Here is a 22,543-nt window from a genome sequence, read left to right as displayed (position 1 = left end):
TTACTACTAAAGAATGAGTTTTCATCTTACAAGGTTTTTGCCAACAAATTTCAATACCCAGCGATAGAAATTCCGGCAAACCCCGCCCATCTCTACAATTTGTAGCAAATATTGAAGTACGTTGTTGCGCTTCACCGCTAAACTCTTGCGCTGAAGCGCAACAACATACCTTAATAACCAATTAAAATCAAGATAACTCCGTTTTAGTTCCAAAGAATACCATGTGGAAACCCGAACTTCTAGCCCCAGCCAAAAATTTAGAACGCCTCAAAGTTGCCATTGCTTATGGCGCAGATGCGATATATTTAGGCGGGCAAAAATATGGCTTGCGGGCGCGTGCAGATAATTTTACCGACTATGAATTAGAGCAAGCTGTAGTATTTGCTCATCAACATAATGCAAAAATTTATGTTACTCTAAACGCTTTTCTTCACGATTCTGATTTTGTCGGATTAGCCGAATATTGTCAATTTTTAGAGTCTATTGGTGTTGATGCTGTTATTGTTTCCGATCTTGGTGTAATTCGAGCGATTCGTAACAGTTCAAATTTGAATATTCACTTATCGACGCAAGCTTCTTGTCTCAATTCTTATGCTGGGCTGTTGTGGAAACAAATGGGAGTGAAGCGGTTAATTGTGGGGCGGGAATTGTCGATCGCAGAAGCAGGCAAAATTCGAGAAAAATCCGGCATTGAAGTAGAAATGTTTACTCACGGTGCCATGTGTATGGCTTACTCTGGACATTGCACTATTTCTAATTTTACCGCAGGTCGAGATTCTAATCGCGGTGGTTGTATTCAATCTTGTCGATTACCTTATCATTTAGAAACTGAAGATAAGAAATCGGATGATTTAGTAAGTTTCATGTCTTCGAGAGATTTGTGGGGAATCTACCAAATCGGAGAGTTTTTTCAACATCAAATTTGCTCTTTAAAAATTGAAGGAAGGATGAAATCTTCCTTTTATGTTGGCTTGACTTGTAAGGTTTATCGGCAGTTAATTGATGCTTATGCAGCCGGAACCTTGAATGCAGAAATGTTAGAATTAGCGGCGCAAGAACTCCAAACTGTACCTAATCGAGACTATTTTTCTGGTTCTTTAGAAACGCCAGCAAGTAGAGATTCTGTGTTCGGACAATTGTCTGGGATAAATACAGGAACTTACGAATATTTAGGTTTAGTTGTTGATACTAATTCTGAAGAAATTGTATTGCAACTTGTGGAACCTTTAGCGTTAGGAGAAAAGATTGAGATTATCCCATTTCAAGGTGAGGTGATTCGGGGGAGAGTCGATCGCCTTTTCTCCATTACAGGTGAAAGCGTAAGATTTATGCGCCAAGATAGTATTGTAAGAATTCCCAAATTTCCAGCAGAAAATATTGCCAAATACAATGTAGTTAGATTCAAATCAGCAGTTAAAGAAGTCGCAAATGCAATTTAACACTTTTGTTTCATCAATTCCCGATTTAGAACGGTGCGTTAATGCTCCTAATTTACAGGAAGTATTATTAGAACCGATATTATTAGCACGTCAGGGAAAACTTACAGAAAATCAGGTAGAAACTTTAGCTGGCGAAGCTTTAAAACGAGGATTGCGCCCGGTTTTAGTTTGGGATATTCTGATGCCAGAAAGGGTAATGAATGATGTTTGTGAAAGGTTAAAAAGTTGGAATTTGAATCAATTTGCAGCAATTCGAGTTTGCGATCCGGGTGTTGCTTATTGGTTGAAAATTAACTTTCCAAAAATGCCGTTACAGTTAATTGTAGAAACGGGAAATCATAACTTTGAATCTTTGCTTGGGTGGTGCGAGTTTTTTGGGGAAAGTTTGGAGAGGTTGATATTATCGATCGAACTCCCCGAAGAAAAACTCATTGAATATTGCCAAAAACTTCCTGTAGCTTGCGAATTACTAGGTGTTGGACAAATTTTACTATTTTACTCGCCGCGATCGCTACTAGCTGAACCTTTAGCAGAGGAGGAAGATTTAAATTCAACGCTTTATTTAGAAGCTATTGCTGCTTTTGAAGATGCACCAAATCGGCATTTTCCCACATTAGAAACTATACATGGAACCTTCATGTTTTTGGACAAAGACCAGTTTATTTTGGATAAATTGAACGGTTTGGAATCAGCAGGATTACATACAGTAAGATTAGACTTAAGACATTTAGAAAAAAATGGCGATGTCGCAGTTGATATCGATAATATTTGCCGTCAAATTCTCAAAAATCCCGCAAGTTTACGATTAAATTGGTTTAAAGAAACTCGCGCCCCATTCTTTAAAGCAAATCGCACTACTGCGCTTTTCCCTAAAATGAAATCGAAAGTAGCAGATTATCGAAATCAAAACTGTTTAGCGGAAGTCTTAACCGGAGAAAGTGGCAAATATGTAGTTTTTCAAACATTCCGTTCTTTCGATGTTTCCCAAATTAAAAGCATGATTATGCCCACAGGTGAAGAGATTAAAATACCACCTGAAACTATCTTTCGTAACATCAACGGCGAACAATTATCAAGTTTTACCTCTGACCAAATTCTAGTGACCAATTGGATTAAAAAAGCAGTACCAGGAACTTTACTTTTGAGTAAAGGATAGGAGGTGAAAATATCTTATTCTACAAAATCCTCTGGCGACATATTGAACTATATATTCGTTCGTGTTAGTTGTACCAGTCGTCATTTTTCCAGTCCTCTTTGTCGTATTCTGCATGGGTGAGGACATGGCGGATAAAAACTTTTTGATATTTGTAATCTACAAATGCAATAAGTCTATAGTTATTACCGCCGATGTTAAAAACTGTGAGATTACCGACTTGATCGGCTGAAGGTATTGTTTGGCGCAATTCATCAAAACTTTGCCATTGTCCCTTTTTTATGCGTTTGTTCCATAAACGGAGACTAGCTTCTGCATTAGGGTGTTTTTTTTGAATCAGGACTTACACAGACATTAGTAAAAACACTATATTTTGTAGGTCAAATTCATGAATTTTCACTACATACATCATTGCTGTGTAAGCCTTATAAAAATTCTAGCGAGAATTTGCTACCATTCGCATTCCTGCGGGTGCTGCTAAAGTTAAGCCCCGACGCACTGGGCGCACTGGGCGTTTATTAACAGAAGAAACTTGAAAACGTGAGAGAATTGTTGCTAAAACTAACTTCATTTCATACTGAGCAAAAGCCATACCAATACAACGTCGATTTCCGCCACCAAAGGGCAAATATTCATAAGGTGAAAACTGCTTTTCTAAAAAGCGTTCTGGTTTAAATTCTTTCGGTTGTGGGTAAACTTCTTCTCGGTGATGCGCTAAATAAATGCTGGGAATAACTACTATTCCAGGTTTTAATTTATAACCCATTATTTCGATCGGCACTTTTACCTGACGGGGAAAAGCATTCAAAGCAATGGGATAAATTCGCAATGTTTCTTGACAGACTGCTGTTAAATAAGGCAATCTAGCAATAATACTTGGATCTGGGTTTTCTCCTAAAGTTACTAATTCACTTAGTAGTTTTTCTCGGACTTTGGGTAAGCGATCGATCCAATACAAAGCCCAAGTTAATGCTGAAGCAGTAGTTTCATGTCCAGCAATTAATAAAGTCATTAATTCATCGCGTAATTCTACATCAGTCATTGGTTGACTATTTTCATCACGCGCTGACATCATTAAACTGAGGATATCTTGGCGATTTGAGTTTACTTCGGCTCGACGTTCCCTGATTAAAGGATAAATTAATTCATCAATTTGTTTGACTTGACGCAACATATAACCCCAAGGACTCCAAGCACCCAAATCTTTTTGAAGAAACCCAAAAAATAAGGCAAAAGATAATAAGGGAGAACCGAGAAATTCTAACAATGAACTAATTTTTTGCCGCAGTTGTTGTAAATTTTCTCCTTCATCTAAACCAAATACGACTCGTAAGATTACTCGCAGAGAAATTTCTTGCATTGAATGACGAATATTAAAAGATTTGCCCGGTTGCCATTGATTGATTACCTGTTGAGTAATTTCCTCAATAGTTTGACCGTAATTTCGCATTCTTTCGCCATGAAACGGAGGAGTTAAAAGTTGACGTTCGCGCTGATGACGTTCTCCATCCAAAGTCAGCAGGGAATTTGCACCTAAAAGAAATTCTAAACCATTCCCCCTGCCAACGTTAAAATGCTGGGAATCAGCCGTAAAAATTGCTTGCAGTGCTTCGGGTTGGCTAAAGTAAACAATGGGAGTATTTCTTCCGCCAACGGTGAAGGAATCGCCATAAATTTTGGCAAAGTCTTCCACATAATCTACTGGGCGAGTAACAAACTTGATCAGGCGGAGAAATACGGGCATTTTTGGCCCATCGGGAAGAGTGCGATCGACTGTCATAAATATATTTTGCTAAATTCCCTTCTAGTTTATTTTGCCAATTCCTACTCAACAAATGCCACCATGCAAAAACAAAAAAATCTTCCAACTACCGACTACCTACTACCTACTACCAATTACTGATGAGTAAAAACTATTAACTAAATATGCAAAAATTAAGAAAAAAGTTGAAGAAAGCAGTATATTCTGGAAAGTGAGCGTCGGAAGCAACCAGTGCCTAAAATCATTGCAATTCTAAACGGTAAGGGAGGCGTAGGAAAAACCACTACAGCTATTAATTTAGCTGCAACCCTCTCGGAAAAATCACAAGTTCTTTTAGTTGATGCAGATATTCAAGGTTCTGCCAGTTGGTGGTACGAACGAGGTAAGGATTCATGGGGATTTGACTTAACCAAAGAAACAAATCCTGAACTTTTGCATCGGTTACGCAAAACAGAAGGCTATGATTTAGTAGTGGTAGATACACCTCCGGCGCTGCACTCGGAAGCATTAGCAGCCGTTGTAGCGATCGCAGATTATCTAGTTTTGCCCACACCTCCAGCACCGATGGATTTAGCCGTACTGATTGAAACAATCAGAGAAGCGGTAACACCGAGAGGTATTGCCCATCGAGTACTCTTAACAAAAGTTGATTCCCGGAGTTTGGGCGAAGCACTAGAGGCGCAAAACACGCTTTTAGAACTAGGAATCCCCGCTTGTCATGCTTTTGTTCGGGCATATAAAGCTCATGAAAAAGCTGCATTAGATGGCGTACCCATTACACATTGGCGCGGCAAAAATGCGCGGGAGGCTGAAGCTGACTACCGCAGAGTTGCTAACGAATTACAGCGAGATTGGAGATAACAATCATGGCTAAAAAAGACAATTCTATTCCTGACTTAATCCGTCAAGAAGCACAAAAAGGTACAAATTCTGAAGATAAAACTGTTAATAATAATGAAAACGAAATCATCGATGTGCCCGCAGTAGAAGCGATCGAAGTCGAAGTCACTCCAGTAGTGGATGAAGTTATCGTAATTGACAAAACTTCTGAGAAACGCACTACTAATACTAAAGCCGAATTAGAAACAACTGTAACTCAATTGCAAGCAGCTTTAGACACAGCTAAAGAAAATGAAGTAACTTGGCAAAAAGAAGTTGAGGAATTGCGATCGCATTTGATCAAATCCCAGCAAAATGAAGCGAAGTTAGAAAAAGAAATGACGGATTTGCGATCGGAATTAGACAGCCAGAAAAAGTTACTGAAACAGCAGGAACAAAAGTTAGAAAAAACTAACCAAATGAAAAAAGAGTTAGACGAAGCGAAGCAAACTTCCCTGCAATTAGCAAATGCTAACTCGGCAATTGAAGAAGAGGTAAAACAGTTAAGAAAACAACTGGAAGACTTACAACCCAAACCCGCACCATTACCAACAAAACCCGCACCATTACCAGTTAAACAAATAAGAAAAGAAGGGAAACACTTACATTTCCCCTCCCAAAAAACTGATAATTCAGATGATTTCGCCTCTAATACTTGGTTGCTAGACTAGAACTTATAGCAGTTGGCAAGCAAGTGAAATTAACCTAAGTTTTACCTCTTACCTTCTGCCTTCTGCCTTCAAAAACTCAACGTTTTTGTAATTTGGTTTCCAATAATTTGGCGATCGAATCTTTTTCCAGCAATCCCACTAACACACCATCAGGTTGAACTACAGGCAGTTCAGTAGCATTAGTCTGTTCGATCAATTTTGCCACATCAAGCAATGATTGATTAGGACTTACTACCTTAGTTTGATCTACAGGTTTTGTCAGTGTTCTTACTGGTGTGGAAGGCCAAAGATCGGTGGAAACAGTTCTCATGTCATCAATAGCCATTTCTCCTACTAACCGACCTTGTTCATCGATGACTAAAAACTTACGCCAAACCTCTTTACCAATCACATAATCATTAGCTAACTTTCGCAAAGAAATAGACTCTAAAACAATTGGACTGTTAGGATTTACTGCTTCCTCAGCTTTCAAATTAGTGAGTTGATTTTGCACTCTAGCATATTGAGTAGCACGCCCAGCATTTTGTAACAAGAACCAACCAATTAAAGCGTACCACCAACCACCAGTAAAGCCTCTTCCCAATAATCCTAAAACAATTGCTAGTCCAAAACTAATTCCTAGAAAACCAAAAATTTGACCGACTCTACCAGCAAAAATCACACCTTTAAAAGGATTGCCAGTGATTTTCCAAACCAGTGCTTTTAGAACATTTCCACCATCTAAAGGTAAGCCAGGAATTAAGTTAAATACACCCAATGCAAGGTTAGTATAAGCTAACAAGGGTAATATTACTGCTAAAGACCCAGAAATGCCAGCGTTCAAACTCAGAAAAGTGAACAATCCAAACAGCAGAAAACTAACTAATGGGCCTGCGATCGCCACCCAAAAAGCACCTGCTGGAGTTTTAGATTCTTCTGCTAAATTAGCCAAACCACCAAACAAAAACAAAGTAATTGATTTGACTTCTATTCCCTGACGAATAGCAGCGAAACTATGTCCTAGTTCATGCGCCAAGACAGAGGCAAATAGCAATAAAGCTACGATCGATCCCAGTACTATACCCAGTTGGCTGCTATAGCTTAACGTCACCAATCCCAAAATGAAAAACCAAGTGGGATGGACGAAAAAGGGAATGCCAAATAAATTACCAATACGAATAGAACCGTTCATTTGGTTGCCTCTGATTTTAGCTTCTAGAAGATAATTTTACCTTCTGTTATCTTTAATTGTGACAAAATGTAACTATTGTTTTCATTTTTCTATTATCGTATTTTCCGTCTTTTGCGGTTCGGTTTTGCCGATCGCAAACAGATCGCCCAACAATTTCGGCATAATATAAGAGTAACTTGTAAACTCCTGCCCTTTCTCTGCGTCCTCTGCGTCTGTGTGGTTTAAAAAAAGCATGATTCAGAGTCACGAAACCTAACCTAGAAAATAAACAAATTTAAGTTTAAATAAAAAACCCATGACACCCGCATCTCAAAACAACCAAGTCACTCGCTATTACAAACAAGAAGACATCCAGCAAATTCTCCAAATCGCTATTTCTCGACAAAGTAACAATGAAGAATTTTCCCGCGAACAACTCAGAGAAATAGCTGAAGAATTAGATATAGATCCGCAAGCATTAGAATTAGCGGAAACAGAATGGTTATCTAAACAAGGAGAAGAAAGAAAGCGCCAAGAGTTTAACTTATATCGTCGAAGTAAATTTAAAAGACACTTTGGTAGATATGCAATTACAAATTCATTTTTAATGTTGTTCAACTTTGTCGCAGTTGGACATTTAACTTGGTCGCTTTATCTTGTGTTACTCTGGGGTTTAGGTTTAGGACTGAATGCCTGGAATACCTTTCAATCCGATGGAGAAGAATACGAAAGGGCGTTTCAGCAGTGGTATCGTCGCTACCAATTTAAAGAAACAGTGAACGGCTTTTTCCAGAAGTTAATCAAAGCAGTTAATTAGTCATTATTTATTAACAGATGACTAATTAAACACAATAAATGGTGATATCTTCTCCACATCGATCGGCTAAGTAAGATAAAGCCCGAAAGCGTAAACTCATCAATTGATCGTAGAGAGGATTAATTTTACAAAGTGGGGGAATATGTAATATTGTTTTCCCAAAAACTTTAATATCTCTAGCAAAGGGACATTGTGAGGGAATTAAACGGCAAATTAACTGGGCAAATTGACGATCGCGCACATCAACATCATCCAAACATTGGCGCACTGGATGTAAAATGTAATCTACAATACTGGGGGATTTGTGATAGTTGCTAGTAATAACAGTCATAATCTCGCCTACATAATTCATATTTCTATCTTCATCCTTACAACCAGTTTTTCCGGTGACTTAACAAAGTAATTGCTGGTGATATATCAGGAGAAAATTTGCGATCGTACTTCTACCTCTAGAGTGACTTGCGACAGCTTCACCAGTGATTTACCTCACATTAGTTAAAATTAATTACAGATTGTAATTACTAATAACAATTAAATTAACTAGAATTACATATTGTTATTACAGATACACTTTATTTGGTGATTTGATTACAATAGAAAACTAAACAGTGTTCATCGCAGCCTCATCACTACCAACGGAGGTGGAATTATGTCAGAAGTTACGTATGAAGTTCCAGTTCTTCACAATATTCAAGAACTCGAAGAAGCGATCGAGCAATACAAATCCAAAGACTTAAACGTTAACGAACTCCTTTGCCAGTGGCAAGCGATCCGTGACGCAGCTTTGAATTTAGCTTCATCCAACAAAGACACGGAGAAAGTTCCAGGTCAAGATAGTTACTAATTCTAGTAAAGTTAATACAGGTATTGCAAAATTATAAATCTGGTATAATCAAATTCGGTTTTACCAGATTTTTTAGCCAGAAAAAAACACTAACAGAAATCCGCCCAGATACAACAGTAATAACAGAAAACTCTCAAAGCCAATGTTGCCAATGCCATATTTTTTACGCCGCAACAAGCCCAAGAGTAGTGATTTATTTCTAAAGATAAAAAGATTAAGCTAAGGAATTTAAAATAATACGGTAAAATTGACGTATGATGTTTTCATCGTACATGAAATAGGTTAAGTTACAATGAGAGCCAATCCAGGGGGAGAAATCGCTCCATCAGAGGTTTTTGGGCGGGATAAGCTGATTCAACGTTTATGGCGAATTTTGGAGCGACAAAGCTTAGTGCTCAGTGCAGAGCGGCGGATGGGCAAAACTAGCATTCTTAAGAAGATGAGAGCGGAGGCTCCAGCGGACAAGCTACCTGTGTACCGTGACCTGGAAAAAGTTCGATCGCCCTTAGAATTTGCTCAGACTATTTTTGATGATGTAGAAAACTATTTAAGCGGTTCGCAACGAACAGCCCAAAAAGCAAGGCAATGGCTGAAAAATTTAACGGGTTTTGAGATAGGTGGTCTGGTAAAATTCCCCGATAATGTTGCCGATCAGTGGAAAGCCCTGCTAACAAAAACTATAGAAGATCTTGTAGAGAATCAACAAGATCGCAAGGTAATTTTCCTTTGGGATGAAATGCCCTTGATGCTTGACAATATCAAAAAGAAAGAGGGCGAAAATGCAGCAATGGAAGTGTTAGATACATTGCGATCGTTGCGTCAAACTCACTCAGAATTGCGAATGGTGTACACTGGCTCAATAGGTTTGCACAATGTCCTCACAGCACTTAAACGAGCGGGATATATTAACCGCCCAACAAATGATATGAAAACTGTAGATGTGCCACCTTTATCAGCTGATGACGCTGATGAATTAGCGAGGCGGTTGCTGGAGGGAGAAGGAATTCAGACAGAAGAACCACAATTAACATCCCAGGCGATCGCCAATTCTGTAGATGGTATTCCCTACTTTATTCATCATATTGTTGACCATTTGGTAGCGGAAGATCTGGAAGCAAATCCCGCCATTGTCGATGAAATTGTTAACAGTTACCTGATCGATCCGCAAGATCCTTGGGATTTGCGTTACTACCGTGAACGAATTAATAATTACTACACCGATGAAGAAAAACAGCTAGTACTAACTTTGTTGGATATTCTGGCGGTTACTGATCAACCTTTACCATTTGACGAACTATTTAATCGACTTGAGTCTCAGTTAGTTAATGCAGACCGTGAAAAGACAAGAGATGTATTAACTTTAATTCAGCAAGACCACTATATTTATTTGCAACCTAATGGCTATTACTTTCGTTTTTCAGTAATTCAACGCTGGTGGAAAAAACAAAGGTGCTAAGAAGTATGAAAACCCCATACCTTTCCCGCTTTACTCCTAGTTTGATGATGCCGGAAACATTAGAAGAAATATTTGTTCAACGGCAAAATTTAGCACAGCAAATTATTGAATTAATCCGAGAAAGTGCTACGACATCATCAAAACATTACACGCTACTGATCGGACCAAGAGGAATTGGTAAAACACATCTAATTTCATTAATTTATCACCGCATCTGCCAGAAAGAAGATTTACGAGAGCGCTTGCTGATTGCTTGGGTGAACGAAGAGGAATGGGGTATATCATCATTTCTGGATTTGGTGGTGCGGATTTTAAAGGCGATCGAAAAAGAGTATCACGATAGCGAACTTACTAAACGAATAGAATCACTTTACCAACTAACAGTTGATAATGCCGAACGTGCAGCAGGTGAATTGCTAAAAGAAACTATTGGAAATCGCACACTACTGTTATTAATTGAGAATCTAGACGAGGTATTTGCTGGTTTAGATGATCAGGGACAAAAACAACTACGAGCATATTTACAAGAAAACTCTTTCTGCACAATTGTAGCTACGGCTCAAAGTTTATTTAATGGAGTAAAACTTCAAAGTTCTCCCTTTTATGGTTTCTTCCGCATCCGTCATTTGAAGGATTTGACGCTTGATGAAGCGGTGGAGTTGTTGGCAAAGGTAGCGAAAGTACAAGGCGATCGGGAATTAGAATCTTTCATCCGAACGCCAACGGGACGCGATCGCATTCAAGCTGTACATTACCTAGCTGGTGGAAATCCTCGAATCTACATTATTTTCTCTGCATTTCTCAACCGCAAATCTCTTGATGAACTGGTGGAAGCGTTCATGGCAATGCTGGATGATTTAACGCCTTATTATCAGGATCGAATGAAGTGTCTCTCACCTCAGCAGCGAAAAATTGTGGATTTATTGTGCGATCGTCGCCAAGCTGTTACCGTTAAAGAAATTGCTCAACGTTGTTTTATTACTCATCAAACAGCATCAAGTCAACTCAAAAAGCTGTTAGAAATGGGTTATGTTCGTTCAGAATCAATTGGACGAGAATCTTATTATGAACTTCGAGAAGTACTGATGCGATTTTGTCTTGAAGTAAAGAAACAGCGTGGTGAACCAATAAGTTTGATTGTGGACTTATTACGGAGTTGGTATACAAGGACAGAATTGCAAGAGCGATTAGAATTACTCCCACCAGATGCTACTCTAGAGCGAAAATATGTGCTTCATGTCCTAAATAGTATTGAAAAAGAAAGTGAAGATCCTCGTGTGGTAGCATACTTAGAAGAATATAATATTTACATTAACGAAAAAAATTATGCTTTTGCTTTACAAGTAACAGAGAAACTGTTAAAGATTTGTAACCATCCAAAAATTTGGTATTTACAAGCATTATGCTTATTTACTACTACACACCATGAAGAAGCATTAGCGTCTTTTGATAAATACATTAAGTTTGATTCTGATGATGCCTTAGCTTGGTACTTCCGAAGTGCAACACTATTTATGCTTGACCGTTTTGACGAAGCTTTAACATCAAGTGAAATAGCAATTAAGTTAAACCCAAATGATGATACATTTTGGTTGATTCAAGGGATAATAAATTTGAAACTTCAATATTTTGAGCAAGCATTGTCTTCATTAGAGAAGGCGATAAAATTAAACCCAAATCGAGCAGAAAATTGGTGGGCTATAGGTGTCTTATTATCTTACATGAAGGGCTATAAAGAGGCGGTATCGCTCTTTGAAAAATCTATTGAATTTAACCCAGATTATGGGCCTGCTTGGACAACGCGAGGGTTCATTTTAGGTTATCTTCGCTTTTATCAAGAAGCATTAGTATCCTTTGACAAAGCGATCGAACTCGGTGAGCAATCTTCAACTGTTTTCTTCAATCGGGCTGAATATTTGCTAGCACTAAACAGATGGGATGAAGGGATCGCAGCTTTAGACGATGCACTAAATCGTTTCGTCGATGCAGAGGAGCCAGATACAGGAGACGAAAAGGCTATTATCCGAAATTTGTTTAACAGCACCAACGATGCAACTATATGGCGATCGCGCATCAAAACCCTAATTGAACTTTACAACAAACACCAAGTTCTCTCAGCATTAGGTAAAGGACTTGTTGAAAGCATCCCCGCAATAATGTCAGAAATGGTAAGCGACAAAGCAGCACAAACATGGCTGGAAGTTTGGCAGGAAATTGTGGGTGATGCCAAAGAATTTGAAATTCCCTTGCGGTTGCTCAAAACTGCTGTTGAATATAAGGTAAAAAAAGGCGATCGCCGTGTTTTACTAGAACTTCCCATTGAAGAACGTAAGTTGTTGACAGAAGAGCTAAAAATAGAGGAAGCATACAAAAAGTAAATCGGTTTTATTTCAAGATTTCCCCCTTTTGTAGCTAATCTAAATGAATTGTGAAAACTGCTTCTTCTTCTCTTCTTCCTTCGTGTCCTTCGTGTCTTCGTGGTAAAAAAATATTTTTCACGGATCATTTAGAATAGCTATATCAACCCGAAAAAAACACTAGTAAAAATCCGCCCAGATACAACAGTAATAACAGAAAACTCTCAAAGCCAATGTTGCCAATGCCATGTTTTTCGCGCCGCAACAAGCCCAAGAGTAGAATCGCAGTCATTAAAATAGTTAAAGCTAAAAGAAATACTTGGTGTTCTGTTAAAGCTTGGTAAATGGAACCTTTGCGATAAACGAGATCGCACAAAGCTAAAACTAATACATCAAAGCTATTACCGCCGAGAACGCCGCTTACTGCTAAAGTAAATGCCCTGCGTTGTACAGCTGCGATCGTAGTTACTAATTCTGGCAATGATGTACAAATTGCAGTGAACAAACTACCCACAGCATTTTCGGAAAGATTTGTGGAATCAGCAATAGTAACACCAGCTTGTTCGACAACATACCCAGCAACAGCTAAAACGGCAGCAAGTAATATGAAATACATCCATAATTTAATTATTGATGAACTATCTTTCTCTTCGATCGATATTTCATTATTTTCTGTATCGTGTGTTTTCCACATCGGAGAACTGTAGGCAACTGATACTAAACGCAAGCCAAAAATATAAGTAATAACTAATCCAAAAGATGCTGGATGAATGCCCCAAAAATTAATCAGCGGATAAGCAGTTGCTAGTAAAGGAATGCTGAGTAAAACTATTAGCAAAGTTCCTTGAGTTAAAGTGGCAGCAGAAGCCGCAGCGTATTCTAAATTTGCTTCTAAATAAGTGAGATCGGCTATTCCTAAAAAGGCTGTTTGTACCGCAATATCACCAAGGGCGTTACTCAAAGCTAATACCGGGTAGTTGCCTAAAGCGGCGGTGATTGAAGTAACAATTCCCGGCAAAGAGGTACTAAATCCTAAGAATAAAGCACCCATTAATGCTTGTCCAAGTTTGGTTTTTTGGGCTAGGCGATCGGCAATTCCAGCTATGAGAGTACCACTGACGACAATTACCGCAGCTGAGACAATAAATAAAACGATACTAATTTCTAGTGATAAGTTAGTCAATTTTAATACTGGTTTTTAGCAGGTTTCTTTTCTATTTTAGAGAACATTTATCTGTTTTGGTGTTTAAGAACTATTTCTAATCCGTTTCCTTCGCTTCCACATAATTAAACTGACAGCTAAAACGGTAAATATGAGAATACTTAAAGGTAGCGCTAATTTAGTTGATGAATTAGTTGCTGATTTGGGAGTTGATTTTAGTTGAGAAGAGGCTAGTTGTACTAGTAATTTATGGGCAGCGGTTGAAGGATGAATACCATCCCAAAATAAGTATTCATTGGGGCGATCGCACACAACTCCCTCCCGTAAGCAAGGTTGAGTTACGTTATTAAATCCGTATTTTCCAGGGGCAGTATAAACTTGATTAAATAAAGCATTGACATCAATATAGCGAATATTAATATTTGCAAATTTCTGACGTAAACTTTCCAGAGATGCAGTTAATCTTGAGTTATGACTCTGAGTTAAACTCTTGAGAGACTTAGCGCGTTCAGTTGTGTGTGTAGCTGGAAGTTTACCTAAATCTGGCAGATTAACAACAATAATGTTTTTCGCCCCCATTTCTAGCAAACGCTTAACTGCTGTAGCTAAATTATTAATAGGTACAGTAGTATCAGTTGCGCCGCCAAGGTAATCATTAGCACCAGCCCAAATAACATAAAGTGCTTTAGGATTAGCAGCAGAATTTTTAGTTTTAAATCTTTGAATTTGGGCTAAAACTCCGGGAGGCAACTGTTGCGAATCACCTGTTTTAGCACCTCCATAAGCAAAATTATTATCTAAATTTGATGTTAATTTTAACTTAGATGCGAGATATTCTACCCAAACAGGGCCATTAGAATAACGTCCTTTAAAATAAGGCGGACTTGGGGGACTATTACCGTTAGTAGCTTTGTAAACATTACCTATATCGGAAAGACTATCACCAAAGACATAAATTTGGGGAGAATTTTGTGCTGAAAGTGGGTTGAAAGATCCCAAAATTATTACTACGCCGATCGTAAATCCAGCAATTGCCAGCCACCATTTTTTGATTGACATTTCTTAGTATTGCTATCCTCAGAATTTTTTTGTTGCTTTGCTCTTCTATTTTAGTGAAAATTAGAGTTACATCATATCCGGTAAATTTCTCCTACTAAAGAACTCCTACGCGTCAACGAGGAGGTATGCTATGGGATTATGGGTACTTGATCTCAGTCATTTTCTCAGGTTTATGGACGATTAATTGGGATTACTTGAGCTAATACTTGATATTTTTTTAATTCCCTGACTAATCGTAAAGCTTGATGTTTATATAAAGGAAGTTTTAAAGTTTGCGGTAAATGATTCATTAAATCTCTAGCGGTGCTGAGTTCGCAGCGAGAAATCCTGGCGATCGCATTTGCACCCTCAAATATTCCCTGATTATTAAATACCTTCTCTACCCTAATTTGCCAATTTTTTAATTGCAAGTTTAATCTACCTTTTTCAATGCGTTGCAACCCATCAATTGTCGCTAAAACTATTAAGCGATCGCCCACTGCTAAAATTGTATCATCCAATGGCATTAAAACTGGTGATTTATTGATTTGTTGATACCAAATTGGCACTACTCCATAACCATAAGCTATTTCAGCTAATAGTAAACCATTTAATGTGTCGTTAGCTTCTATGTTATATTCTGTAACTAAAATAGTTTGATTATTCATCCGAAATAAGCTGATAATATTTTCGCCAAAAGCTGCTCCAGCAAAAGCTTCCGCAATTAACGCACTGGCACAAAGTACGCTCGCATTTGGCAATAAATGTGATAAACTGTCAGTTAATCTTTGCTCTAACGCTCGAATTACTAAATTAATATCGGGATTTACAGCCCGTGCCATTAAGCCAATTTCTAAGTTTAATATCTCATCATCTGTGGTTACTATGACACTTTTTGCTGTGGCTAAATTGGCTTTAGCGATCGCCTCTTTCGGCTCGCTAAAAATCAATGGCAAATTAGGTAAAATTGTTAGATCGCTATCCGAATTAAAACTAACTCCCACCGTAGGTTGTTTAAATTCTGCTAATAAAGCAGCCGTTTTTTGTCCCATTCTTCCCATTCCCATTACTACTATATGATTTTGTTTGGGAATAGGCGGACGACGCTTCAATAACTCAAATCTAGATGCTAATATTCGCTCTGTTAAAAATCCATAAAGTATGCCAACAAAGGCGGTTCCTGTTAATGTCGTCAATAAACTAACTATGCGTAACCAAAAAGGCACAGATACGTTGAAATCAAAGCCACCAAATAAGTCTCCAAAACCTCCTAAAAGCAAAATTGCTGCAATCATCAAAGAGTCAGCTATGCTAATATTAGAATAGGTCATTTTGTATAAAATTGTTACTAAAAATAACAAAAAAAGTATCGTAATCCCACAAAAAAAAGCTATTTTTTTTAGTTTATTCGCATCCAAAGAATACCAAAAATCAATAAGTTTTTGTTTGATTGTCAACAAACTAAAATAGCGCAATAATTGCCAAAAGCGTTTTTGTTTTTGTTTAATATCTTGAGTTTTTTGATAAAAATCAATCGTTGGAGTAGTAGTTTCTATATAAATTAAAGTATCTTCTAATTCAACTTTAGTATCAGGTTCCCATTCATAAAAAGATTGAAAGGTTTTGCTCGATCGAGCAGCATGAGGAATATAACTTAGAATTAAACGTTTGCGACTATTTAACTCATATAAATAATGCTGGTAACACCAACGAAACTTAGCATCATTATTGCTACTAGGTTTAATTTTTTGTTGTACTACTTTTAACCATTGTCCTTCCAAATTAAAGAAACCTAAAGCTTCTGTACCAAGAGCAGCGATCGCAAACGCAGATGCAGGTAACTGCGTTGGTGCAAAAGAAACAAAATTTCCCAAATACTCAGTCAACATTTGGTTGAGATTTTCTTTCGTCGATCGCACCACCAAACGAGCTTTCGGGTTAATTTCTCTAACTATTAACGCAGTTTCAATATTAACTCGTTCATCGTGAGTAACTAAAATTACTCCTCGACATTGCTCAATTTTCGCTAATTGCAAAACCTCTGGTTGACGACAATCACCAATAATCAATTTACTTAATAAACTTGGTAAATTTGAGATTTCCCAATTCTTTTTCTCTTCTTCGTCAATAGCAATAACATTCACACCGAAATTTTTTAGAGCAACTACACAATGCTGCCCTAAACTACCTAATCCACAAACTAAAAAAACACTCGATGTTGTTGATAAGTTAGTCAAGGCTGTCACTTTTACAAATGCTTATCTCAAGTATTTAACTAATTTTAACAACCTATTGTATGAATAGGCTCTTTATTTCAGCAGATTTTTGAAAAATGTTTCTTAGCATACAAACGAGAGCCTCCTACGAGTAAAAATTGCCAACCATAAACAAAATTTTTACTGACAATAGTAAATCATCAATCTTCGCGATCGGCAAACCGAGCAAGTTTCACGAATGCAAAATTGTTAATTCCTGGAATCAATCAGGGAACAATAAGATGAAGTAAAAATGATTGATAAATCTGCCTAGAAAAAAGAGGCTGGGTAATGGACTCTCAAATGATTAATGCGAATGAATCAACCAGAGCTAAATTAGACCGATTCTTTGAAATTTCGGTAGATTTGCTCTGTATAGCAGGTTTTGACGGCTATTTTAAGAGCGTAAATCCGGCTTGGGAGAGAACGCTAGGTTTTACTCAAGCAGAACTGATGGCAAAACCTTTTATCGAATTTGTACATCCAGAAGATCGAGCAGCGACACTCGCAGAAGCGGCGAAATTAACCACAGGCGCAGAAACCATTAGTTTTGAGAATCGTTATCTCTGTAAAGATGGTTCTTACAAGTGGTTATCTTGGAATACCAATCCCTCTCCAGAAGAGGAATTATTATATGCTGTTGCTCATGACATTACTAAACGGAAGCAAACTGAAACATCTCTCACCTGTTTGGCGCAAATTTTAGAAACTACAACTGATTTTGTTGGTACTTACAACATTCGCCAAAAACAGGGAGTTTACCTCAACCAAGCAGCACGTCAAATGTTAGGAGTAGATATGGATGAGGATATTACTAATGGAAATTTAGCGGAAGTTCATCCAGAATGGGCTAACAAAATAGTTATGGAAATAGGAATTCCTACTGCACTGCGCGAAGGTGTTTGGAGTGGAGAAATTGCTTTTTTAAATCGTAATGGTGAAGAAATTCCTGTTTCTCAGGTAATATTAGCACACCCATCAGCAGATGGTTCTCCAGAATTGATTTCGACGATCGCCCGTAATATTAGCGAACAGCAAGCTGTGCTACGCGAACGCCAAAAAATGGCAGCCGCACTCAAACAAGCCAACGAAACTTTAGAAATTCGCGTTCAAGAACGCACTGCTCAATTAAATCAATTAGTTTCGCAATTAGAAACTGAAATCAAACAGCGTCAACAAGCAGAAGAAACTTTATATAATAGTGAATCTCGACTTAATAGTATTTTGAATTCCCTGCATGATGTAGTTTGGTCAGTCTCTCCGCAAACTTTACAAACATTGTATATTAATCCCGCTGCCGAAAAAGTATATAAACGTTCATCTCAAGAATTCTTTGACAATCCTAACTTATGGTTAGAAGTAATTCATCCCGACGATCGAGAAATTGCTATTAACAGTAACCTGCAAGTTTTAGCAGAAGGAAAAAGCGAAGTTGAATACCGCATTATGCAACCAAATGGCGCAGTGCGTTGGATACACGCTCGTGCTTGGTTAATTTACGATGAAACAGGTACAGTTATTCGCATAGATGGTTTATCCACAGATATTACCGAACGCAAGCAAGCCGAAGCAGCTTTACGAGAAAGTGAGTCTCGTCTCAACAGTATTTTCACTTCTTTAAAAGATGCAGTTTGGTCAATTTCCGCCACTACATTTCAGATTTTATATCTGAATCCAGCCACAGAAAAACTTTATGGCAGGTCTTGCCAAGAATTTTATAAAAACTCTAAATTGTGGATAGAAACAGTTCATCCAGAAGACCGCGAATTTGTTTTTAGCCATCATCAACAACTTTTAGAGACAGGCAATAAAGAAATTGAATATCGGATTATTCGACCTGATGGCGAAGTGCGGTGGATTCTCGATCGCGCCTGTTTAATTCATGACGAAAATGGCAAATTAATGCGGGTTGATGGAGTAGCTTCTGATATCACTGAACGTAAGCAATCCGAAGAAAGATTGCATCAAGCTACCGCCGAATTAAAAGCAATTTTTGAAGCTTTACCTGATATGTATTTCCGCCTCAATGTCGATGGAACCATATTAGATTGCATGACTGGACAACCAGAAAAATTGTATATGCCTCCATCAGAATTTATCGGCAAAACAATGCTAGAAGTTTTTCCCCCAGCTTTAGCAAATAAATTCCAAAAAGTTATAGATGAAGTAGCGCAAACTAAATCTTTAGCTGCTTGCGAATATTCCTTACCAATGCCTGACGGCGAAGGTTTTTATGAATGCCGATATTTACCTTTATTAGAGGATCAAGTGATTGCAGTAGTCCGAGATATTACCCAGCGCAAACAAGCTGAACAATCACAAGCCAGGTTAACTGCCATCTTAGAAGCTACACCTGATTTTGTTGGTATTGCTACTGCTAAAGGGCAAAATCTTTATATAAATAAAGCGGGTCGGCAAATGGTAGGAATAGGAGAAAATGAAGAAATTACTAACACTGACATCCCGAATTATCACCCAGAATCAGTAGCACAATTTATATTTAATGAAGCATTACCAATTGCCATTGAAAAAGGTGTGTGGAGTGGCGAAACTATATTACTGCATCGTAATGGTAGCTTAATTCCTGTTTCTCAAGTCATAATGAGTCATAAGTCTGAAGATGGGGAAGTGGAATATTTTTCTACAATTATGCGGGATATTAGAGATCGCAAAAAATCCGAAGAATTGTTAGCCAAACAAGAGCGAACATTAAGAGCAATTTTGGATAATACACCGATTTGGATTTGGATGACCGATCCGCAAGGAAAAATGCAGTTTATTAATAAAACTTTCTGCGAAAATGTCGGTGTTCCAGAGTCAAGATTTTTGGCAGCTAACCACTATTCAGAAATTTTAGGATTGAAAGAATCTGCCAATTGTATGGCTTCAGACGTAGCTACTTGGGCGCAAGAAACCCCATATCAAACCGAAGAAATTTTACCATTTGTTGATGGAAAATTGCATCATTTAGAAATTACTAAAGCGATAATTAAAGATGCTGATGGTAAAGGAATCGGGTTAATTGGTTTAGCAGTTGATGCTACAGAAAGAAAACGGCAAGCAGAAGAACTTTTGCGATCGGAAGCTAGATACAAAAAATTAGCTCAAAGAGAAGCGTTACTAAACCGTTTAGCGAGCGACATTCGTAGATCTTTGGATGTTAATACAGTTTTGAAAACAATCGTGCAAGAAATTCAAAGTTTATTACAAGTTGAACAATGTAACTTTGCTTGGTATTGTCATCAAACAAATCCACCTGCTTGGAATGTGGTAGCAGAAGCACAAATATCGACTATACCTAGTCAAATTGGTAAGCGTCCAATTCAAGCTAATTCCTTAATTAATCAATTGTTAAATCGGCAGATAATTTGCGTTTCAGATATGCGAAATGCTACTAATTCAGAATGTCGAGAACTACATCGAGACTGGGGTTTTACTGCATTATTAGCATTACCAATTAAAATGCCTTCTGGAGAAATGGGATTACTTAGTTGCGCTCAATATAAAGATGCGAGATCTTGGAGCGAAGATGAAGTAGAATTGTTGCAAGCAGTTAGCGATCAATTAGCGATCGCTCTTTCCCAAGCAGAACTCTACACCCAAGCGCAAAATTCCGCCAAAGAAGCACAACAAAAAGCGCAAGAATTAGAGTTAACTTTGCGTCAATTACAACAAACTCAAGCCCAACTAATTCAAACCGAAAAAATGTCATCTTTAGGGCAGTTAGTAGCAGGTGTCGCCCACGAAATTAATAACCCTGTTAACTTTATTTACGGTAACTTAACCCACGCCGAACAGTACACTTCCGAATTGCTTAACCTAGTTGAACTTTACCAAAAACATTACACTAAACCGCCCGAAGAAATTGCTGAAGAAATTGAAGAAATTGATTTAGATTTCCTCATGAGTGACTTACCTAAATTGTTAGGTTCAATGAAAATGGGAGCCGAACGTATCCGGCAAATTGTCTTAAGTTTACGCAATTTCTCTCGTTTAGATGAAGCAGAAATGAAAGATGTAGACATTCATGAAGGAATCGATAATACATTATTAATTCTGCAAAATCGGATCAAATCGAAAAGCGATCGCCCCGGAATAGAAATTATTAAAGAATATGGGGAATTACCTTTAGTACAATGTTACGCCGGACAGCTAAATCAAGTCTTTATGAACATCATTAACAATGCTGTTGATGCCTTAGAAATGAAACATTGGGAAAAAGAGAAACTACTCTTACCCACCATCAAGATTAACACCAAACTTTCTGACAATAAAAATTATGCGATCGTCTCCATTAGCGACAATGGCCCAGGTATGAACGAACAAGTGAAATCTCACCTGTTTGACCCATTTTTTACTACTAAAGCCGTTGGCAAAGGCACAGGTTTAGGATTATCTATTAGCTACCAAATCGTAGTAGAAAAACATCAAGGAACCCTCAAATGCGAATCTCAAATCGATCGAGGAGCAACCTTTATCATTCAAATCCCCATTCATCAAATTAACTAAGCCTGCTATAATGACTTCAGTCGTTTCTTGCCAGTGTATAACTCACGATAGAGGCTTTTTATTAGTAATTACCACTTTAGATGCAGGATACTGATTGAACACTCTTATAAGCTGAGAAAGACAGCAATTTTAGACGAATAACTGCCTTTTTTAGCCACTTCAAACAGAGGAATAAGCTCATGTTTTTTCACAAAAAAGAAACTATTCAACCAGTTAATATCAACGAACCTAATCCTCGTTTTGCTCAACTACTTTTAGAGCAATTTGGTGGAGCAACCGGAGAATTAACCGCCGCTTTACAATATTGGGTTCAATCTTTTCATTGTGAAAATCCGGGAATTCGCGATATGTTACAAGATATCGCCATTGAAGAATTTAGTCACCTAGAAATGGTCGGCAAACTAATTGAAGCACACACAAAAAACACCGATCAAACAGAAGCTTATAAAAGCACTTTGTTTGCGCTACGCGGTGTGGGTCCCCACTTTTTAGATAGCCAAGGAGTATCTTGGACTGCGGCTTATATTAACGAAGGTGGCGATGTTGTGCGCGACTTACGAGCAGACATTGCCGCAGAAGCTGGTGCTCGTCAAACCTACGAAGAATTGATTAAATTAGCACCCGACCAAGGTACAAAACAAACTTTGGTACACTTGCTAACTCGCGAAATTTCTCACACTAAAATGTTTATGGAGGCTTTGCAATCTTTAGGTAAGCTAACTGTTCCTTTCTTTGGTAATATTGAACCCGATCCAACTGTCGATATTTACTACAACTTATCTCAAAATGGTAAGGATGAGCGTGGGCCTTGGAATTCTGAGCCTAACTTCCGATACATTGCTAACCCATTGTCAGAAAAGCAATCCTAACCCCAGATAATTAAAGATAGGAAATCTTTAACAATGAAAAGGGAGAAGTTTGGCAAGAATTTATTGCTATGCTTCTCCCTTTTCAGGCAAGTTCTCAATTCCGGTTTTTTTAGGCAAAAAATATGTATAATGCAAAGAATATTCGATCGCCAAACCTAGACCAAAATGCAGAAAACTTAAAT

Annotated in this window: 18 protein-coding genes; 10 read left to right on the top strand and 8 right to left on the bottom strand. The window is 37.9% G+C overall.

Features of this window, described 5'->3' with window-relative positions; genetic code table 11:
• Nucleotides 1-221: 221 nt before the first annotated feature.
• Nucleotides 222-1,439, top strand: coding sequence for a U32 family peptidase (locus tag ACE1CA_RS12965; protein WP_413279830.1), 1,218 nt, complete (start codon nucleotides 222-224; stop codon nucleotides 1,437-1,439).
• Nucleotides 1,429-2,595, top strand: a complete 1,167-nt coding sequence (locus ACE1CA_RS12960; protein WP_413279831.1) for a U32 family peptidase — start codon at nucleotides 1,429-1,431, stop codon at nucleotides 2,593-2,595. The genes ACE1CA_RS12965 and ACE1CA_RS12960 overlap by 11 nt, the downstream gene beginning before the upstream one ends.
• Nucleotides 2,596-2,659: 64 nt before the next feature.
• On the opposite strand, the gene ACE1CA_RS12955 is transcribed toward ACE1CA_RS12960, so the two are convergent.
• Together ACE1CA_RS12955 and ACE1CA_RS12950 are read right to left on the bottom strand one after the other, a co-directional pair.
• Entirely contained in the window at nucleotides 2,660-2,932 is a 273-nt protein-coding gene (locus tag ACE1CA_RS12955; protein ID WP_413279914.1) for a type II toxin-antitoxin system HigB family toxin, read from the bottom strand.
• Between the two features lie 96 nt (nucleotides 2,933-3,028).
• Nucleotides 3,029-4,372, bottom strand: a complete 1,344-nt coding sequence (locus ACE1CA_RS12950; RefSeq protein ID WP_413279832.1) for a cytochrome P450 — start codon at nucleotides 4,370-4,372, stop codon at nucleotides 3,029-3,031.
• A 213-nt stretch (nucleotides 4,373-4,585) separates the two neighbouring features.
• On the opposite strand from ACE1CA_RS12950, the gene ACE1CA_RS12945 reads away from it, so the two are divergent.
• Both ACE1CA_RS12945 and ACE1CA_RS12940 read left to right on the top strand, forming a co-directional pair.
• Nucleotides 4,586-5,215 carry a ParA family protein gene (locus tag ACE1CA_RS12945; RefSeq protein ID WP_413279833.1) on the top strand — a complete coding sequence of 210 codons (630 nt, stop codon included), beginning with the start codon at nucleotides 4,586-4,588 and terminating at the stop codon, nucleotides 5,213-5,215.
• 5 nt (nucleotides 5,216-5,220) lie between these two features.
• Entirely contained in the window at nucleotides 5,221-5,904 is a 684-nt protein-coding gene (locus ACE1CA_RS12940) for a hypothetical protein (RefSeq protein WP_413279834.1), read from the top strand.
• Between the two features lie 76 nt (nucleotides 5,905-5,980).
• On the opposite strand, the gene ACE1CA_RS12935 is transcribed toward ACE1CA_RS12940, so the two are convergent.
• Together ACE1CA_RS12935 and ACE1CA_RS12930 are read right to left on the bottom strand one after the other, a co-directional pair.
• Nucleotides 5,981-7,075 carry a site-2 protease family protein gene (locus ACE1CA_RS12935; RefSeq protein WP_413279835.1) on the bottom strand — a complete coding sequence of 365 codons (1,095 nt, stop codon included), beginning with the start codon at nucleotides 7,073-7,075 and terminating at the stop codon, nucleotides 5,981-5,983.
• Nucleotides 7,076-7,156: 81 nt separating this feature from the next.
• Complete coding sequence (locus ACE1CA_RS12930) at nucleotides 7,157-7,309, bottom strand: hypothetical protein (RefSeq protein ID WP_413279836.1); 153 nt, start codon at nucleotides 7,307-7,309, stop codon at nucleotides 7,157-7,159.
• Nucleotides 7,310-7,370: 61 nt separating this feature from the next.
• Between ACE1CA_RS12930 and ACE1CA_RS12925 the strand changes: the two genes are divergently transcribed.
• On the top strand, nucleotides 7,371-7,871 hold the full coding sequence (locus tag ACE1CA_RS12925) for a 2TM domain-containing protein (protein ID WP_413279837.1): 501 nt from the start codon (nucleotides 7,371-7,373) through the stop codon (nucleotides 7,869-7,871).
• A 25-nt stretch (nucleotides 7,872-7,896) separates the two neighbouring features.
• On the opposite strand, the gene ACE1CA_RS12920 is transcribed toward ACE1CA_RS12925, so the two are convergent.
• Complete coding sequence (locus tag ACE1CA_RS12920; RefSeq protein WP_459563674.1) at nucleotides 7,897-8,202, bottom strand: Mo-dependent nitrogenase C-terminal domain-containing protein; 306 nt, start codon at nucleotides 8,200-8,202, stop codon at nucleotides 7,897-7,899.
• A 318-nt stretch (nucleotides 8,203-8,520) separates the two neighbouring features.
• On the opposite strand from ACE1CA_RS12920, the gene ACE1CA_RS12915 reads away from it, so the two are divergent.
• The 3 genes from ACE1CA_RS12915 to ACE1CA_RS12905 all read left to right on the top strand — a co-directional run bounded on the left by ACE1CA_RS12915 (nucleotide 8,521) and on the right by ACE1CA_RS12905 (nucleotide 12,549).
• Nucleotides 8,521-8,715 (top strand): hypothetical protein, encoded by a 195-nt coding sequence (locus ACE1CA_RS12915; protein WP_413267128.1) that lies wholly within the window; start codon nucleotides 8,521-8,523, stop codon nucleotides 8,713-8,715.
• Between the two features lie 292 nt (nucleotides 8,716-9,007).
• Nucleotides 9,008-10,171 (top strand): AAA family ATPase, encoded by a 1,164-nt coding sequence (locus tag ACE1CA_RS12910; protein WP_413279839.1) that lies wholly within the window; start codon nucleotides 9,008-9,010, stop codon nucleotides 10,169-10,171.
• A 5-nt stretch (nucleotides 10,172-10,176) separates the two neighbouring features.
• Nucleotides 10,177-12,549 (top strand): tetratricopeptide repeat protein, encoded by a 2,373-nt coding sequence (locus ACE1CA_RS12905; RefSeq protein ID WP_413279840.1) that lies wholly within the window; start codon nucleotides 10,177-10,179, stop codon nucleotides 12,547-12,549.
• A 142-nt stretch (nucleotides 12,550-12,691) separates the two neighbouring features.
• Here ACE1CA_RS12905 and ACE1CA_RS12900 read toward each other — a convergent pair whose 3' ends face one another.
• The 3 genes from ACE1CA_RS12900 to ACE1CA_RS12890 all read right to left on the bottom strand — a co-directional run bounded on the left by ACE1CA_RS12900 (nucleotide 12,692) and on the right by ACE1CA_RS12890 (nucleotide 16,974).
• On the bottom strand, nucleotides 12,692-13,711 hold the full coding sequence (locus ACE1CA_RS12900) for a sodium:calcium antiporter (RefSeq protein ID WP_413279841.1): 1,020 nt from the start codon (nucleotides 13,709-13,711) through the stop codon (nucleotides 12,692-12,694).
• Nucleotides 13,712-13,774: 63 nt separating this feature from the next.
• Entirely contained in the window at nucleotides 13,775-14,749 is a 975-nt protein-coding gene (locus tag ACE1CA_RS12895; RefSeq protein ID WP_413279842.1) for an SGNH/GDSL hydrolase family protein, read from the bottom strand.
• A 170-nt stretch (nucleotides 14,750-14,919) separates the two neighbouring features.
• The gene (locus ACE1CA_RS12890) at nucleotides 14,920-16,974 is read right to left on the bottom strand and encodes a potassium channel family protein (protein WP_459563673.1); all 2,055 of its coding nucleotides are present in this window, start codon (nucleotides 16,972-16,974) and stop codon (nucleotides 14,920-14,922) included.
• A 300-nt stretch (nucleotides 16,975-17,274) separates the two neighbouring features.
• Here ACE1CA_RS12890 and ACE1CA_RS12885 point away from each other — a divergent pair, with 300 nt between their 5' ends.
• Together ACE1CA_RS12885 and ACE1CA_RS12880 are read left to right on the top strand one after the other, a co-directional pair.
• On the top strand, nucleotides 17,275-21,492 hold the full coding sequence (locus ACE1CA_RS12885; RefSeq protein WP_486517803.1) for a PAS domain S-box protein: 4,218 nt from the start codon (nucleotides 17,275-17,277) through the stop codon (nucleotides 21,490-21,492).
• 179 nt (nucleotides 21,493-21,671) lie between these two features.
• The gene (locus ACE1CA_RS12880; protein ID WP_413279845.1) at nucleotides 21,672-22,361 is read left to right on the top strand and encodes a manganese catalase family protein; all 690 of its coding nucleotides are present in this window, start codon (nucleotides 21,672-21,674) and stop codon (nucleotides 22,359-22,361) included.
• Nucleotides 22,362-22,543: the final 182 nt, after the last annotated feature.

Origin of the sequence: Floridaenema evergladense BLCC-F167, assembly GCF_041929205.2 — a bacterium.
GTDB classification, from domain to species: Bacteria; Cyanobacteriota; Cyanobacteriia; order Cyanobacteriales; family Aerosakkonemataceae; genus Floridanema; species Floridanema evergladense.
The sequence above is the reverse complement of the archived record's forward strand: the minus strand, read 5'-3'. Positions and strand labels throughout refer to the sequence as shown.

What these genes read in the sequence shown, in the direction of transcription:
- ACE1CA_RS12965 (WP_413279830.1), top strand. Translation starts at nt 222, where the DNA reads ATGTGGAAACCCGAACTTCTAGCCCCAGCCAAAAATTTAGAACGCCTC.
- ACE1CA_RS12960 (WP_413279831.1), top strand. Translation starts at nt 1,429, where the DNA reads ATGCAATTTAACACTTTTGTTTCATCAATTCCCGATTTAGAACGGTGC.
- ACE1CA_RS12950 (WP_413279832.1), bottom strand. Translation starts at nt 4,372, where the DNA reads ATGACAGTCGATCGCACTCTTCCCGATGGGCCAAAAATGCCCGTATTT.
- ACE1CA_RS12940 (WP_413279834.1), top strand. Translation starts at nt 5,221, where the DNA reads ATGGCTAAAAAAGACAATTCTATTCCTGACTTAATCCGTCAAGAAGCA.
- ACE1CA_RS12935 (WP_413279835.1), bottom strand. Translation starts at nt 7,075, where the DNA reads ATGAACGGTTCTATTCGTATTGGTAATTTATTTGGCATTCCCTTTTTC.
- ACE1CA_RS12930 (WP_413279836.1), bottom strand. Translation starts at nt 7,309, where the DNA reads ATGCTTTTTTTAAACCACACAGACGCAGAGGACGCAGAGAAAGGGCAG.
- ACE1CA_RS12925 (WP_413279837.1), top strand. Translation starts at nt 7,371, where the DNA reads ATGACACCCGCATCTCAAAACAACCAAGTCACTCGCTATTACAAACAA.
- ACE1CA_RS12920 (WP_459563674.1), bottom strand. Translation starts at nt 8,202, where the DNA reads ATGACTGTTATTACTAGCAACTATCACAAATCCCCCAGTATTGTAGAT.
- ACE1CA_RS12915 (WP_413267128.1), top strand. Translation starts at nt 8,521, where the DNA reads ATGTCAGAAGTTACGTATGAAGTTCCAGTTCTTCACAATATTCAAGAA.
- ACE1CA_RS12910 (WP_413279839.1), top strand. Translation starts at nt 9,008, where the DNA reads ATGAGAGCCAATCCAGGGGGAGAAATCGCTCCATCAGAGGTTTTTGGG.
- ACE1CA_RS12905 (WP_413279840.1), top strand. Translation starts at nt 10,177, where the DNA reads ATGAAAACCCCATACCTTTCCCGCTTTACTCCTAGTTTGATGATGCCG.
- ACE1CA_RS12895 (WP_413279842.1), bottom strand. Translation starts at nt 14,749, where the DNA reads ATGTCAATCAAAAAATGGTGGCTGGCAATTGCTGGATTTACGATCGGC.
- ACE1CA_RS12885 (WP_486517803.1), top strand. Translation starts at nt 17,275, where the DNA reads ATGGACTCTCAAATGATTAATGCGAATGAATCAACCAGAGCTAAATTA.
- ACE1CA_RS12880 (WP_413279845.1), top strand. Translation starts at nt 21,672, where the DNA reads ATGTTTTTTCACAAAAAAGAAACTATTCAACCAGTTAATATCAACGAA.